This is a genomic window from Mycolicibacter virginiensis (genome assembly GCF_022374935.2).
GTDB classification, from domain to species: Bacteria; Actinomycetota; Actinomycetes; order Mycobacteriales; family Mycobacteriaceae; genus Mycobacterium; species Mycobacterium virginiense.
The window spans coordinates 2962463-2977392 of the sequence record NZ_CP092430.2 but is presented as its reverse complement, the minus strand read 5'-3'; the positions used below and the strand labels follow the sequence as shown (position 1 = coordinate 2977392).

General features: G+C 67.2%; 12 protein-coding genes. 6 read left to right on the top strand and 6 right to left on the bottom strand.

All coding sequences use genetic code 11. The features are described 5' to 3' along the window. On the bottom strand, nt 1-726 hold the full coding sequence (locus MJO54_RS14385; RefSeq protein ID WP_240175106.1) for a DoxX family protein: 726 nt from the start codon (nt 724-726) through the stop codon (nt 1-3). 223 nt (nt 727-949) lie between these two features. Between MJO54_RS14385 and MJO54_RS14380 the strand changes: the two genes are divergently transcribed. Continuing rightward, nucleotides 950-1648: a sensor domain-containing protein gene (locus MJO54_RS14380; protein WP_046283573.1), complete on the top strand. Its 699-nt coding sequence runs from the start codon at nt 950-952 to the stop codon at nt 1646-1648. Nucleotides 1649-1651: 3 nt separating this feature from the next. On the opposite strand, the gene MJO54_RS14375 is transcribed toward MJO54_RS14380, so the two are convergent. The 4 genes from MJO54_RS14375 to MJO54_RS14360 are packed head-to-tail and all read right to left on the bottom strand — an operon-like array spanning nt 1652 to nt 8794. Next, nucleotides 1652-3730 (bottom strand): FAD-dependent oxidoreductase, encoded by a 2079-nt coding sequence (locus MJO54_RS14375; protein ID WP_259602745.1) that lies wholly within the window; start codon nt 3728-3730, stop codon nt 1652-1654. Beyond that, the gene (locus MJO54_RS14370) at nt 3727-6903 is read right to left on the bottom strand and encodes an ATP-binding protein (RefSeq protein WP_240175105.1); all 3177 of its coding nucleotides are present in this window, start codon (nt 6901-6903) and stop codon (nt 3727-3729) included. Before MJO54_RS14370 ends, MJO54_RS14375 begins: the two co-directional genes overlap by 4 nt. 2 nt (nt 6904-6905) lie before the next feature. Beyond that, nucleotides 6906-7415, bottom strand: coding sequence for a hypothetical protein (locus MJO54_RS14365; protein ID WP_065152399.1), 510 nt, complete (start codon nt 7413-7415; stop codon nt 6906-6908). Then, on the bottom strand, nt 7412-8794 hold the full coding sequence (locus MJO54_RS14360; protein WP_133164983.1) for a hypothetical protein: 1383 nt from the start codon (nt 8792-8794) through the stop codon (nt 7412-7414). Before MJO54_RS14360 ends, MJO54_RS14365 begins: the two co-directional genes overlap by 4 nt. A 132-nt stretch (nt 8795-8926) precedes the next feature. Between MJO54_RS14360 and MJO54_RS14355 the strand changes: the two genes are divergently transcribed. The 5 genes from MJO54_RS14355 to MJO54_RS14335 are packed head-to-tail and all read left to right on the top strand — an operon-like array spanning nt 8927 to nt 14040. After that, nucleotides 8927-9592 carry a hypothetical protein gene (locus MJO54_RS14355; RefSeq protein ID WP_105294995.1) on the top strand — a complete coding sequence of 222 codons (666 nt, stop codon included), beginning with the start codon at nt 8927-8929 and terminating at the stop codon, nt 9590-9592. Next, entirely contained in the window at nt 9589-10638 is a 1050-nt protein-coding gene (locus MJO54_RS14350) for a polyprenyl synthetase family protein (RefSeq protein ID WP_064889058.1), read from the top strand. Before MJO54_RS14355 ends, MJO54_RS14350 begins: the two co-directional genes overlap by 4 nt. A gap of 31 nt (nt 10639-10669) precedes the next feature. Then, on the top strand, nt 10670-11422 hold the full coding sequence (gene thyX / locus MJO54_RS14345) for an FAD-dependent thymidylate synthase (protein ID WP_046283586.1): 753 nt from the start codon (nt 10670-10672) through the stop codon (nt 11420-11422). A gap of 31 nt (nt 11423-11453) precedes the next feature. After that, complete coding sequence (gene dapA, locus MJO54_RS14340; RefSeq protein ID WP_046283566.1) at nt 11454-12356, top strand: 4-hydroxy-tetrahydrodipicolinate synthase; 903 nt, start codon at nt 11454-11456, stop codon at nt 12354-12356. 7 nt (nt 12357-12363) lie between these two features. Next, nucleotides 12364-14040, top strand: coding sequence for a ribonuclease J (locus MJO54_RS14335; protein WP_105295001.1), 1677 nt, complete (start codon nt 12364-12366; stop codon nt 14038-14040). A 10-nt stretch (nt 14041-14050) separates the two neighbouring features. Here MJO54_RS14335 and MJO54_RS14330 read toward each other — a convergent pair whose 3' ends face one another. After that, nucleotides 14051-14929, bottom strand: a complete 879-nt coding sequence (locus MJO54_RS14330; protein WP_105294994.1) for an SAM-dependent methyltransferase — start codon at nt 14927-14929, stop codon at nt 14051-14053. Nucleotide 14930 lies beyond the last annotated feature (1 nt).

Below are 14930 nucleotides of genomic sequence, written 5' to 3'. Positions count from 1 at the left end.
CTACCAGTGGTGCGAGCGAATACGGCGGCGGGCGCTGTCCGCGAGTGTGGTCGCGCCTTCGCGGGCCGCCTGCGCCAGTTCGGTTCCGCGGTCGGCGGCGACTTCCGCGAGCTGAGCTCCCCGTTCGCCGGCCGACTCCAGTAACGGTCCGGCCTTTTCGCCCACCAGCTCGGCGAGTTCGCGACCGTGTTCCACGCCGGCCTGCAAGCCCGCGCTGACCTTTTCGCCGACCGTCTCCAGCGCGGCGTCGCCGGAGGTGGTGGGCAAGGCGTCGGCTGCTCGACGATACGCGCGCCGGGCCCGCCAGCCCAGTGAAGGTCTTCCCCCGGTGTCGGCGGCCGCGATCATCAACCCGCCGATCAGGCTGACGTCGGTCAAGAACGCTTTGCGTTGTTCAGCCCTGCGTTGCGGGTCGGGCTCCGTCCAGAACATGTGCGCTCCGGCGCTGCCCGGGATGACCGTGCACGCCAGTACTGCGGCGGAAATGCGTGGCAGCTTGCCGGTTGCCAGCAAGACGCCGCCGCCGACCTGCGCCAGCGCGTTGGCCTTGGCGAATGCTTCGACGTCGGACGGCACCTTGGCCGCTATCTCGCCGGGCAACTGCTTGAGTCCGTCGAGCGCTGGACGGGCCGCCTGCCCGGCTTGCTGCGGCCGGCGCAGGGCCTCCACGCCTTGACCGATAAACGCTGCCGCGAGCAGTGGACGCGCGATCTTCCGTAGCAACACTGGGCCCCCTATCGCTGGTGGGATCACTGGCGCGCTCGCGTGGCTCCTGCGCAGCGGCCTTGGTGCGGCATACCCGTCGGGGCTTACGGCGTAAACGTCGAGAGCCAACGAACCGGCGCCACCGGCGAAGCTTCCCGGACGGCGCTAGGGTGGCGACCGGGAGCTGATCGGCAGCGCTGATGACTGGCGTACCGATCCGGGTCGGGGATGTCGGGGTGATCGTATGCGGGTTTCTGCTGCATGGGTGCTTGTTGCCGCGGGCGCTGCGGTGTCTGCCGGCTGTGGGAGTCACGAACTCAAGGTCCTGCCGAACCCCACCTCGACGGTGCCCGCCACCACCATGACGGCCGCGCCTATCGCCGAGGACGGTCTGCGCGCTCTGTTACTCGCCCCCGAGCAGGTCAACTCGATCATGGAGGCGACCGATATGGCCGTCACCCGCACCCACTTCGCCCTCTCGGACGACAGCGCCACCATGCAACCTCAAGAGTGTCTGGCCATCGACGGCGCGGCTCAGGAGCCGGTATACGCCGGCAGCGGCTACTCCGGCGTGCGCGAACAGGCGCTCAGCGAGGGCGACGATTTCGAGCACTTCGCCGAACAGGCCGTCGTCGCGTTCCCGTCGGCCAAGCAGGCCGCCGCGTTCTTCGCCACTGCCGCCCGGCAATGGCCGGCCTGCCACGAGTACAGCCATCTGCAGAGCGGCACCATCTGGACCGCCGGTCCGATCGTCAACGTCGACGGCATGCTGAGTACCGTCGCGACCCAAGAAAATGCGGGCAACGACGTGAGCTGGGCCTGCGGGCGGGCGCTGACCGTGGCCAACAACGTCGTGATCGACGTCAACACCTGCAGTGCGGATCCCAAGGACACCGCGGTGGTCATCGCTGGTCAGATCGCTGCGAAAGTGCCCAACGGCTGACATTCAGGGCAGATACCAACCGCCGATGCGGTGAAAGCGGTGGCGACCCGCGACGGCGTTCGCGGCCTGCAGCCCTGACATGACAGCCGCCTCGATACACCCGGCGTTGATTCCTGAATCGGTCCAATCGCCGGCCAGAACCAGGTTGTCGTAACCGCTTTCGTCGGCGCGCAGTCGGTAACGGTCGGTGCCGGGAATGGACTGCACGTACCGGTCGGAGGGATCGACGTTGACGCTGACGTGTTGGGTGTTCAGCGCCGCACCGCCGCGTTCGCCGTTGACTCCACTGAGCAGGTGCCAGTCGAACCCCGCTTCGCTGACGGCGTTGGGAAAGAACCGATACAGGTGATGGTCGAGGTGGTCGACGGCCTGCCGCCGTACCCGCTGCTGATGGCGGTGCAGATAACCGGGGCCGGACTCGTCGGTGGGCCATGCCGCGTCCAGGGTGCCGCAGAAGTAGGCCACTGTGCCGGGGCGGTCGTGTTCGGGCCAGTCCTCGGCCCACAGCGTCTGTGGCATGGAGGCCCACGTCTCGAATGGGGGGACGTAGGCACTGAGCGTCACGCCTGGATCGTGCCAGCCCAGGGTCGGTTCGTCCGGGCGCAACCAGATCTGGAAGGCCTGGGTGGCGACGGTGCGCACCTGCGCGGTCATTCGCCCCCACTCCGGCCGGTCTTGGATCAGTTCTGCGGCGACCTCCGACAGCATGCCCAGGGATACGGCCAGGACGACGTGTTCGAAGTCGACGCCGCGGCGCAGCACCCGGGGCTCGACGTCGGTGTGGTCCGACCAATGCGTTTCCAGCGCATGCCAACCGCCGGTTGGGATCTGATCGGGTGCGGACAGTTGGTCGGTCAGCGGGCTGCTGGGAAACACCGGCAGTCCGCGCACCGTGGTCAGCGGCTCATAGTGGGTGCGGTCGTCTGCGAGGCACACCTGCCGGGCCAGCGTGACCGCATCGACCGCCTGCCGCCGGTCGTCGAGGTGCAGCGCATCGAGGCGGTGGAAGAACTCGAACTCGACACCGCGTTGCCGCAACGCCTGATACAGCGGAGCTATGACGACATCGCCCATCCCGGCGGTCATCTTCCAGAAGATCGCGCCCTGGTGACTGAAGAGCGCCGAACCGGTCATGAGGACGGCGAGACCCGCCCCGAACGCCGGCCGCTGCGGATCCGCGTCCGCATAGCCGAAGACAAGGTCGTACAGGCCCCGGACCAGCGCGAAATCACCGACGTCGGGATGTGCCCCGTGCCGCAGCAGCCAGGCGATGAAGTCTTCGTCGTTGATCGACCGGAAACCCCGGGGGTCGGTGACCAGATTGTCGGCCAGGACGCCGCGGATCACGGCGGTCATCATCGACAGCAGGAGCCAGTAACGCCTGTGGTCGGGCCGATGGTCGTAGTCGAGTGCCGCTCGCACGGCCAGCAGGGCATCGTCGATCAGTTGGGGAACCGTGAGATGCGTCGCCCGAGGTTCGGCCAGTACGGCCACGACAGCGAGGGCGGCGTCAACGATCGTCTCGCTCAATCTCGCGTTCCGCGGCGGATCGGGGGAGGTGGACAACGTTAATCCGGTCGATGCGGTCGCGCGCTGCGACTGGGCGAAGTCACATACCAGTTGGACTGCCCGGCGGGTGAACTCGATCACCGTCATCTCGCGCCCGGTACTGCCCGGCTCGCCAGGCAGACCGTCGTTGGCGGTGAAGGTGGCCAGCCAGGTCAGCCAGTCGTCGCCGAACTTATCGGCGACCCCGACGTTGTCCGCCGGAATCAACGCCTGGTCCCAGGTGGCCAACGGCGCCATCGGATCGGTTGTGGCCCGGTCGAGTTCGGCGTAACACTCGCGAAGCAGCCGGAAGGCGTTCTGGTAGCAGCCCAGCCAAACATGCAGTCCGTGCTCCTCCACACGTCCGTGCGGGCCTCGGCTGGACGCGGCCTTGCCGCCAAGTCGCCAGCCGCGCTGGTAGACGGTGATGGAGTCGAAGCGGTCACGCCAACCGGGTTCACTCAGCCGCCACGCGGCGCTCAATCCGGCCATGCCGCCGCCCAGGATGGCGACGCCGCCTCCGGTTCGGCTCACCTGATCAGCGCCCGCGCCCGGCTGAGCTCCGGCCAGGCACTGTCGACCGGAAGCCGGTTGATCGCGTCTTGCAGTGCTCCAGTTGCGGTTTCGCCGCGCATTTCGACGTCGTCCATCGCGGCACGTAATTCGAAGATCGTCGCGCCCTGCGCACGCGCCGTCGAGATTGCCTCGCACAGGTCAGCCTCGTGCGCATCGGCATCGTCGAGAGTCTGCGCGCGTAACCGAAACAGCTCCGCGCGGTAGAAGTTCACGCCGGTGTCGTCAGCCGCTTGCAGCGCCGCGGTGAGGCTTTCGCGTGCCGGTTGTGTCCGGCCCGCGGCGATCAACAGCCGCGCGAGGACCGCGTGGTAGAAGCTGGCGAAGATGTTCCATTCGGTTTCGCCGAATTGTTCGACGATCCTTGACATTGCGTCGATGTGAGGCTGTAACGCGCCCGGATGGCCTCCGCAGACAGATAGCGCCGACACGGCGCGGATGGTGGCCCGTTGGATGGCTACCAACATCGCCGCGTACTCGAAGCCATGACGCTCCACCTGCACCGCGGATTCGTCGGCGATGTCGGTGGCGAGGTCCAGTTGCCCGGTCTCGATGGCCATCCAGATCTGGTAGAACCGTTGGTAGCCAAGGCTGAAAGGGCCCTGCGGGAAACCGAGACGGGCCACCCGACGCACCGTCGCAGCCAGCTGGTCTTCGGCGCCGGCGAGATCACCCTGGACGAAGCGGGTCAGCGCCAGATGTGTATGCACCGAGGTGATCGGGTCACAGGGGATGTAATACACCGATTCATAGTCGATGTTGGTGGCGGCGAGCACGCCTGCGACCAGTTCCAGAGCCGAGCGTGCGTTGTTGAAATCTCCGCCGAACAATGCGGCGGTGCCGTACGCGGACCGAAACCAGCTCTGTCCGGCCAATCGGCTCGACTTGGCGAGTTGCAGGCATCGGCGGAGGTCGCCTCGCGTCAGGTAGTAGGCCCAGAGGGTGGCCAGGGTTGCCGAACGGTCCTCCTCGCGCAGGCTGGTGTTGGCAAGCTGCAGGCAACGCTCGAGATCTGCAGAGACCTCGGGATACAGGGGTCCGTTCACCGCCGTGGTGAGAAACGCACGTTCCAGGCGAAGGTTGGTCTCGCATCCGTCACGGACCGGGGCGGGTGTCGCCCGTTCGATCTGGCTGATGGCGCGGGTCAGGTTAGCGCGGGCCTCGTTGATGGCGCCTCGAAGCCGGGCATCGGATGCTGCCCGTCGGTGGGCGTCGGCAGCTGCGTCAAAGCGTTGCGCGTGTTCATAGTGCAGCGCCACCAGGTGCCAGTCGGGGTTGTCCGACGTGGCGACGATCGCGTCAGCGGCCCGGCCGTGCAGGGTGCGGCGCACGCTGGGAGGTGGCAGCTCGTAGGCGACTTCACGGAGCAACTCGTGACGAAAGCGCCAGCGGTCCTTGGCCGCCGGGAGGAAGACGCGCGCGCCCGCCAAGGCCTGGATGGCTTCGTCGAGGCCGGTCTCGGTCATCTCGACGACACTGGCCAGGATGGCGCGGTCAAATTCGCGGCCGATGGTGGCGGCGGCCTCGACGACCTGAATGGTGGTGTCGCTGGCCCGAAGCCGTGAGAACAGCGGCTCGTAGAGCGCGTCGGGCGCCCGCGCCCACCCGGCTGCGTCGGTGGGCTGCTCGTGGAACTTGGCAACCACTTCCTCGATGTATAGCGGTACACCGTCGCAGCGGCGCTTCACCTCGGCCCGCTCGTCACCGGACAATGCCGGATCCAACGTAGCGATCAGCTGGTCGGTCTCTTGCGGGGTCAACGGAGCGAGGTCGAACACCTCGATGTGCGCCGCTATGGTGGGAAGCGGGCGCGTCTCGCGCGCGGTGAGAACCACGAGCAGCCTGCCGGTGTTGGCCCCGAGTAGCGCCGCGATGACGTCGAGTGTCGACGCATCGAACCACTGCAGGTCCTCGGCCAGTACCACCGCCGGACCCGAACCGGCACAGGCATGCAGGTACCCGACGATGGCCTCGATGATCTGCTGGTAGAGCTTGGTGCCCTCGGCCTGCACTGGTTGATAACCGTGCTCGGCCGCGATGCCCAACACCGGCGCCAATAGCGGGACGGCGGCAGCCGGCTCAAAACCCCGCGCCTGCAACTCATCTTCGAGTAGTCGCATCCGGGCGGCCGGGGCGGTGGTCCGCTCGATCCCGCACCGTTGCTCCAGCAAGGCGCGGATCGGGTAGAGACCTGCGTCGGCCTGAAACGGTGATCCGATCAGGGCGAGGGCCGGTCTGCCGGCCTGCTCGGCCAGATCCGCTGCGGCGGTAGCCAACCGGCTCTTGCCCATGCCGGCCTCACCACTGAAGCAGACCCCGGGAACGGTCAGCGTGCCTTGTTTGGCCTGATTCCAGGCATCCTGCAGGCGTGCCAGTTCGAGGTCGCGGCCGACCAGAGGACGCAGCGGGGTGCGAGTCCGGCCGATGCGCTCCTCGATAACGCGATAATGTTCGACCGGCTCGTCGATGCCTTTGACCGGTTGGGCTGCCTGAGCATCGAGCTCGAAGTGCCCGGCCACCAGCGGTGCGATCGCCGCGGACACCACGACGCAACCCGGCGGAGCCAAACCGGCGACCCGGGCGGCCAGATTGGCGCCCAGCCCGTAAACGTCGTCTTGGGCTACGTCGAGATAGACCAGACCTCGGTGCACGCCCACCCGGACCGAGATGTCGAAGCCGAACCGCGATCGCACTCGCTCGCTGAGCGCGGCCACGTCCCGGGTGATGTCCAGACCGGCCTGCACCGCGCGCCGCACGTCGTTCTCGTGCGCTTTGGGATGTCCGAACACCGCGAGCAGCCCGTCACCCTTGGTGGAGGATACGTGGCCCTCGTAGCGGTCGATAACAGCGTTGACCTGCTGGCGGTAGCGGCCGATCACTGTGCGGTAGGTTTCCGGCTCGATCCGGGTGGACAGCGCCGTCGAATCCACGACATCGGCGAAAAGTATTGTCATCCGCCGAAGTACGTCACCGCCTACCGCCGGTGAGGCGAGCAGGTCTTCGGCGTCTTGATTGTCCCCGTCGATGGTGAGCACCTGCTCGGCCAGCGCACTGGCGGTCATACGGTCGCCGGTGTTGATTGCTTGCACTGCGTGATCAAGCAATTCGTCGATCGTGTTCGGGGGCTCGGACATGGTCACAGGTCGACGGTGACGTCCATCTCGTGGCGCCGCGAAACCCCGTCCCGCACACTGGTGAGCTGGACGCTGCCCCGATACGTGCCGCTGTAATAGTTCTGCCCTTTGACACCGATTCGGAAACGGGCCGCGTGGACACGCAAGATCCCCGGCACGAACACCAGTGACTGCGCGCCGATCACATCGGATTCAGCACCAAGCCGGCGGAAGGTTTCGGCGACCGACAGCACTCGCTCGTAGTCGCTGTCGGGTTCGACTTCGATGAACTCGGAGAGTTCCACCGCATCGGTTGACGGCGGGCTCCAGAACGAGAACAGTGCCTGAGACCAATCGAGGCTTGCGGCTATCCCCAGGTTGAGAAGCTGGTTGGCCGTCTTGGCGACGTGTTCGGAACCGTACGTGCCGTTGCGGATCTGGTGGTCGACCTGCTGCATGAGCTCACCCGTCTCGTTCACCAGGCGCCGTGAGGCAGTGGCGTACTGGGTGATCCAGTTGGCGGCGTCGGTCATCTTCCGCCTCCTAGGTCGGCGCGCAGGCGCTCCAGATAACGCCAGGGGTCGCGGGCAAGCCGGGCCGCCAGGTCGGTGGCGAAGGTTAGCGATTCTTCGAGGGGCATCGCACCGGTAGCCCACTTGGCGGCCAGGGCCGCGCTCCTGCCGGACATGTCATCAATGCACTGGTTGGCCATCTCGACGGCCAGCTTCACGGCGTGCTGGGCGGTGTCGTCACTCGTTCCCGGCGAAGTCCGGGCCGCCGCGACCCCGGCGATCTGGTCCGGCGCCGACGGCTCCCAATCCGTCCAGCCCTTTCCGCCGGCTTGGGCGCGCTTGGCCACACCACCGAGCAACAGCTCCACGCCCTGATCGCCGTATCCCATCACGCAGCCGAAGATCGCCGCCGGAACCCAACCGAGGTCCCGGAAGCCGGCGACCTTTCTGGTGCGCACCCGCACGCCGGGGCTGGCCGAATCACCGTCGGTTGCGGTCATCCTGATGAAGCCCTCGTCGATCACCATCCGGCCGTCGCCGTGCTCACCCGTTGCCGGATCGTCGTCGAGTGCGAAATCCACGCACGCGGTCGGCTCCGATGGCTGGCCCTCGACGCCGGCACTCTTCCAGTACTTCAGCGGGGTCACCAGCTGCGGTGTCCCGGCGATCGGACAGGTGGTGCTGCAATGTTCAAGTACCCGGCTCCAACCATCCGGGCGGGCTGGCCAGCCCTGCATGTAGCAGAAGAACGGCAGGCAGTGATGCCAGTTGAGTGGGTCGACGACGTTCTTCAACTCATCGAGTGACACTGCGGTGCTAGTGAATTGGGTGTTGTACACAACGCACAGTCGGCCGCGGACGATCTTGGGTTTGGCTTGGCACAGCGGCACCGCGGCGACATCGGTGCGGATCAAGCCCGCACTGACAGCGATGTGCATGACGTCCGGCCAGTCGGAGCGCTCGTGGAAGGCGCGTCGTAGCAGGCTGAGCAGATCGCTACCGTGCGCGGCACCAACGCCGGTCAGGGTCGCGGCGAACTGTTCATCCCATCGGTCGGGCGGGTAGTACTGCGGCAGGTGGCTCAGGGCCCCGATCGCGAAGACCAAGCGCGACATCTGCACCGCGGTCAGCGGCTGTGACTGTGCGTCTGTCGCAGATCCGTCTCCGGTTTGCAGGATCGTCAACGCCAGGCCCAGATCGGGAACTGCGGGCGCACCCACCTCTCGGTGATCCAGACTGGCCAGGAACCCGAGCAATTCTTCGTACCACCCGGCATTCACCCCGGTGCTGCCCGGAAGATAACGCTCGACGACGGCGTCGATTTCCGGGTTTCCGGTGTTGGTGACCGCTTGATCGAGCGCGCCGTAAAGCGCCAACAGAGATTGAGACGCAGTTGCCATATCGGTCGCCACCATTGGGCCTCCGATCTCCCGAATAAGCAGGTAGTATACGGCGTTCGGGTCGTTTATCGGCAAGCTTGGCAAAGCGTATTTTTTGGCAGAGTAAGGCTGATTTCCTTAAGGAGGGAATCGGTGGCTGACAAAACGTTCGGCGACGGCACTATCGACGATTTACCGTGGGCGTCAATTTTCGATCCCGCGGCGAATGCGCGCGCCCTCAGTGCCATCCAGGCCGAAGGCTTCCGAGCGGCTCGCCGAATCATCGATCGTTTCGCCCAAGCGGCCGAGATCTCGCCCGATCGCAGCCCGGTCAACGGCGGCAACGGTGCCGATCCAACCGGGCTGTCGGAATGGGAACAGCTGACGCGAGCCTGGTGGTCGACGGCCGGACAGTTCCTGCTTCGGTCGCTGCCGACGCGGCCGCCCGGCGAGGGCGGGTCCGTCGCGCTGGACGTCAACAATCCGGCGTCCAAGGACGCCTTGGCGCTGTGCATAACCGGCTCCGGCTCGGCCACCGGCGAGGTGTGGTTGCACAACCGGGAGAGCGCCGACCGTGCGGAGGTCCGGCTGCGCTGCAGCGAACTGTTCGGTCATGGCGGCCAGGTGATCCAGGCTGACGCCGTGCGGGTCGAGCCCGCCGCGGCTCCGATGCCGCGTCGGTCCAGCCGCGGCGTGCAGATCACCGTCGATGTCGGCCCCCAGGTCTGCCCGGGCACTTATCGCGGCACCGTCCTGGCGGTCGGCTATCCCGACCTGTGGCTGCCGGTGGTGCTCACCGTCGCGGCGTCCGAACCGTGACCGACATCGCCGACCGCGAATCGGTGGTCGCGGTCGATGAGCGCTTGAGCGAGGTCGCCAGGATCGTCCGCCGCTCGATGCTCGACGCGCTGCCCGACGGTGAGCCCGCCAAGTGGCTGTACGCACCCCTGCGGGCGTACCCCCAGCGGCCCGGCAAGGCACTGCGGCCCGCACTGTGCCTGGCGGCCGGCCGGGCCTTCGGCGCGGACACCGACGCGTTACTGGGTATCGCCGTGGCGATCGAGTTGCTGCATAACGCCTTCCTGGTACACGACGACATCGCGGATGGCAGTGAAATGCGCCGGGGCAGACCGACTTTGGGTGCCATGTACGGCATGGCGACGGCGATCAACGCCGGCGATGCGTTGGCATTGGTCGCCGGCCAGGTCCTGCGGCGGGCGACCCGGCAGCTGGACCGGGATCTGGCTGAATTGGTGTGGGCCGAGTTCGACACCATGGCGCTGCGGACGCTGGAGGGGCAGGCGATCGAGGTGGGCTGGCAGGCCGACAACGTCGAGGACCTGCGGCCAGAGGACTACCTGAACCTGATCCTGCACAAGACCTGCTGGTACACCACCATCCATCCGCTGCGGGTGGGGGCGATGGTGGGATCGCATGGCACCGCCGAACTGGGGCCGCTGGTGCGATTCGGCTTTCATTTCGGCGCCGCGTTTCAGATCCGGGATGACCTGCTGAACCTGGTCGGCGACGAACGGATCTACGGCAAGGAGATCCTGGGTGATCTCTACGAAGGGAAGCGAACGCTGCCGCTGGTCCACTTGTTGTCCGTGGCGCGGGCGCCCGACCGAGACCTGCTGGCGGACTACCTGCGCCGCAGTCGACCGCAGCGCTCGGCGGCGCTGGTGCAGCAGGTGCGCAACCTGATGGACGACTACGGCAGCATCGCGTTCACCCGCCAATACGCCGAGGGCATTCTGCTGGCGGCCCAGGAGTACTTCGAGTGGGCGTTCGCCGACGCCCGCCCCGGCCCGGATCTGGAGTTCCTGCGGGCGCTGGTGCCCTACGTGTGGGCGCGGTGGCGCTGAGACCGGCCGAGCACGCCTTAAGGTGAGTGCCGTGGCCGAGACGGCGCCGCTGCGCGTGCAACTGATTGCCAAGACCGAGTTCAGTCCGCCGCCGGACGTGCCGTGGAGCACCGACGCCGACGGCGGGTCGGCATTGGTGGAGTTCGCCGGACGGGCCTGCTACCAGAGCTGGTCGAAACCCAACCCGCGCACCGCGACCAACGCCACCTACCTGAAGCACATCATCGACGTCGGGCACTTCTCGGTGCTGGAGCACGCCTCGGTGACCTTCTACATCACCGGCATCTCCCGGTCGGCCACCCACGAGCTCATCCGGCACCGGCACTTCTCGTTCTCCCAGCTGTCCCAGCGTTACGTGCCCGAACCGGACTCACGGGTCGTGGTGCCGCCCGGGATGGAGGACGACCCGGAACTGCAGCAGATCCTGACCGACGCCGCAGATGCCAGTCGCGCCGCCTACGTTGAGCTGCTGGCCCGGCTAGAAGCCAAATTCGCAGACCAGCCCAATGCGGTGCTGCGGCGCAAGCAGGCCCGCCAAGCCGCTCGTGCCGTGCTACCCAACGCCACCGAGACCCGGATCGTGGTGACGGGCAATTACCGGGCATGGCGGCACTTCATCGCGATGCGGGCCAGTGAGCACGCCGATGTCGAGATTCGCCGGCTGGCGGTCGAGTGCCTGCGGCAGCTCACCGACGTGGCTCCCGCGGCGTTCGGGGACTTCCAGATCAGCACGCTGGCCGACGGCACCGAAGTCGCGACCAGTCCGCTCGCCACCGAGGTCTGAGCAACTCCGGGGGCCAGGTAATCTTGGGGCCGTGAGCAGCAGCGGATTCGACGCCAAGGCGCAGTTCGGCACCGTGCTGACCGCCATGGTGACCCCCTTCGGCGCGGACGGCTCGGTGGACACCGACGCCGCCGTGCGCCTGGCCAATCGCCTCATCGACGCCGGTTGCGATGGTTTGGTGATCTCGGGCACCACTGGCGAGTCGCCGACCACCGCGGACTACGAGAAGCTCACGCTGCTGCGTGCGGTGGTCGAGGCGGTCGGTGACCGGGCCCGCATCATCGCCGGCGCCGGCAGCAACGACACCGAGCACAGCGTGCGCCTGGCCGAGGCTTGCGCCGGGGTCGGCGCGCACGGCCTGCTGGTGGTGACGCCGTACTACTCGCGTCCGTCGCAGGCCGGCCTGTTGGCGCACTTCACCGCCGTCGCCGACGCCAGCGCGCTACCGGTGATGCTCTACGACATCCCGGCCCGTTCGGTGGTGCCGATCGCGCCGGACACTATCTTCGAATTGGCCGAACACCCCAACATCGTCGCGATCAAGGACGCCAAGGGGGACCTGCACGCCGGAGCGCAGATCATGGCCGAGACCGGATTGGCCTACTACTCCGGCGATGACGCCCTCAACCTGCCCTGGCTGGCCATGGGCGCCACCGGATTCGTCAGCGTGATCTCGCACTTCGCGGCCGGTCAGTTGCGCGACATGCTGGCTGCCTTCGAGGCCGGCGACGTCGAGACCGCCCGCAAGATCAACGTCTCGATCGCCTCGCTGTCCAACGCGATGGGGCGCGTCGGCGGGGTGACCTTCGTCAAGGCCGGCCTGCGACTGCAGGGTTTCGAGGCCGGCGACCCCCGGTTGCCGATGGTGCCGGCAACCGCTGCCGAGGTCGACGAACTCGCCATCGACATGCGCGCGGCGTCCGTTCTCGGGTGAGGTGCGGGTGACTGAAGATCTCTGTCCGCCGGGTCCGCTGACCGAAGGCGGGCTGCGCGTCACCGCGCTCGGCGGTATCAGCGAAATCGGCCGCAACATGACCGTTTTCGAGCACCTCGGTCGGCTGCTGATCATCGACTGCGGGGTGCTGTTCCCGGGCCACGACGAGCCCGGCGTCGACCTGATCCTGCCGGACATCCGGCACATCCAAGACCGGCTCGACGACGTCGAGGCGCTGGTGCTGACCCACGCCCACGAGGACCACATCGGCGCCATCCCGTTCCTGCTCAAACTGCGGGCCGACATTCCGGTGGTCGGTTCGAAGTTCACCTTGGCCCTGGTGGCCGCCAAGTGCCGTGAACACCGCATCAAGCCGATCTTCGTCCAGGTGGCCGAAGGTCAGCGCAGCACTCACGGGGTGTTCGAATGCGAGTACTTCGCGGTGAATCACTCGATCCCGGATGCGCTGGCGATCGCGGTGCACACCGGCGCGGGCACCGTGCTGCACACCGGCGATATCAAGCTCGACCAACTGCCCCCGGACGGGCGGCCCACCGACCTGCCCGGGATGTCACGCCTGGGCGACAAGGGTGTGGACCTGTTCCTGTGCGACTCGACCAATGCCGAGATTCCCGGTGTCGGCCCGAGCGAGAGCGAAGTCGGTCCCACCCTGCACCGGCTGATCCGTGGCGCCGAGGGCCGGGTGATCGTGGCCTGCTTCGCCTCGAACGTGGATCGGGTCCAGCAGATCGTCGACGCCGCGGTCGCACTGGGCCGGCGGGTCGCGTTCGTCGGCCGCTCGATGGTCCGCAACATGGGCATTGCCAAGGACCTGGGCTTCCTGCGGGTGGCGGACTCGGACCTGGTCGACATCGGCGCCGCTGAGATGATGCCGCCGGAGAAGGTGGTGCTGGTCACCACCGGTACTCAGGGCGAACCGCTGTCGGCGCTGTCGCGGATGTCGCGCGGCGAGCACCGGTCCATCACGCTGACCGCCGGCGATCTGGTGGTGCTGTCGTCGTCGCTGATTCCCGGCAACGAGGAAGCCGTCTACGGCGTGATGGACGCACTGGCCAAGATCGGTGCCCGGGTGGTCACCAATGCCCAGGCGCGCGTTCATGTTTCCGGGCACGCCTACTCCGGCGAACTGCTGTTCCTCTACAACGGAATTCGGCCCCGCAACGTGATGCCGGTACACGGCACCTGGCGGATGATGCGCGCTAACGCCGCGCTGGCCGTCCGTACCGGGGTGCCGGAGGAATCGATCCTGTTGGCCGAGAACGGGGTCAGTGTGGATCTGGTCGCCGGGCAGGCCCGCATCGCAGGGGCGGTGCCGACCGGCAAGATGTTCGTCGACGGGCTCGTCGACGGCGATGTCGGCGATGCGACGCTGGGGGAACGGTTGATCCTGTCCAGCGGATTCGTCGCGGTCACGGTGGTGGTGCGTCGTGGGACCGGCAAGCCGGTGGCCCCGCCGCACCTGCACTCGCGAGGCTTCTCCGAAGACCCCAAAGCCCTGGAGCCGGCGGCTCGCAAGGTCGAGGCGGAGCTGGAATCCCTTGCCGCAGAGCAGGTCACCGATCCGGTCCGGATCGCGCAAGCGGTGCGCCGCACGGTGGGCAAATGGGTGGGCGAGGTTTACCGGCGTCAGCCGATGATCGTGCCGACGGTGATCGAGGTCTGAGCCGGCCGGCTCAGAGCTTTTCGGCGTACACCGACCACTCCAGGTCGCTCGCGCCCAGATGTCGGCCGGTGGGCTCGACATAGCGCTGGAGGAACTGTTCGGGTCCGGCCTGCTCGATCAGGCGCCAGCCGTATTCGGCAAGAAAATCTGCCACTTCGTCTGGCTGCAGGCCGAAATGCCACAGCTTGTTGACTACCCTGCGGTACAACGTCGGCGAGCCGTACAGGTTCGTACCGTCGATGAAGTCACGCCGGACGTAGGTGAACACCAACCGGCTACCCGATGCCGCCGGGCGCAGCCCCTCAAGGGTGCGGCGGACGGCGCTCTCGGTCAGGTACTGGGTCACGCCTTCGGCGACGAAGAATGTGCGGAACGCGGTGCGATAACCGTGCTCGACCAGCGTGGTCAGCACATCGTCACGCTCGAAGTCCAGCGCCACCAGCCGAACCGACAGTGGCGGTCCACCCAACACCCGGCGCACGGTGGCGGACTTGCGGGCGATGTTGATCGGCTGATCCACCTCGAACACCGGAATGGGGGTTCGCCGGGCGAGTCGGTAGGCGAGGGTGTCCAGGCCGGCGCCGAGGATCACCACGGCCTGGATTCTCGCGACGTGCTCGCCGATCGCCTCGTCGACGCGGTCGGCGATGAAACGCTTGCGGCAGGCCAGGTTGACCCACAGACCCGGCCCGGAGCGGTCCATCGCGGCGATGAGCCACCGGCGCAGCGGCGCGGGCCGCAACGCCGCCACCAGCCAGCGCATGCCGGCCGGTAAGAACGGTACCGCCAGGTCATCGTCGACCAGGCGTTGTCCGGGCGGCTCATGGTGCTCGATGGCTGCCAGCACCATCGGGCCGTAGGCCGTCTGAGCTACCGGGTTGCGTGCCAAC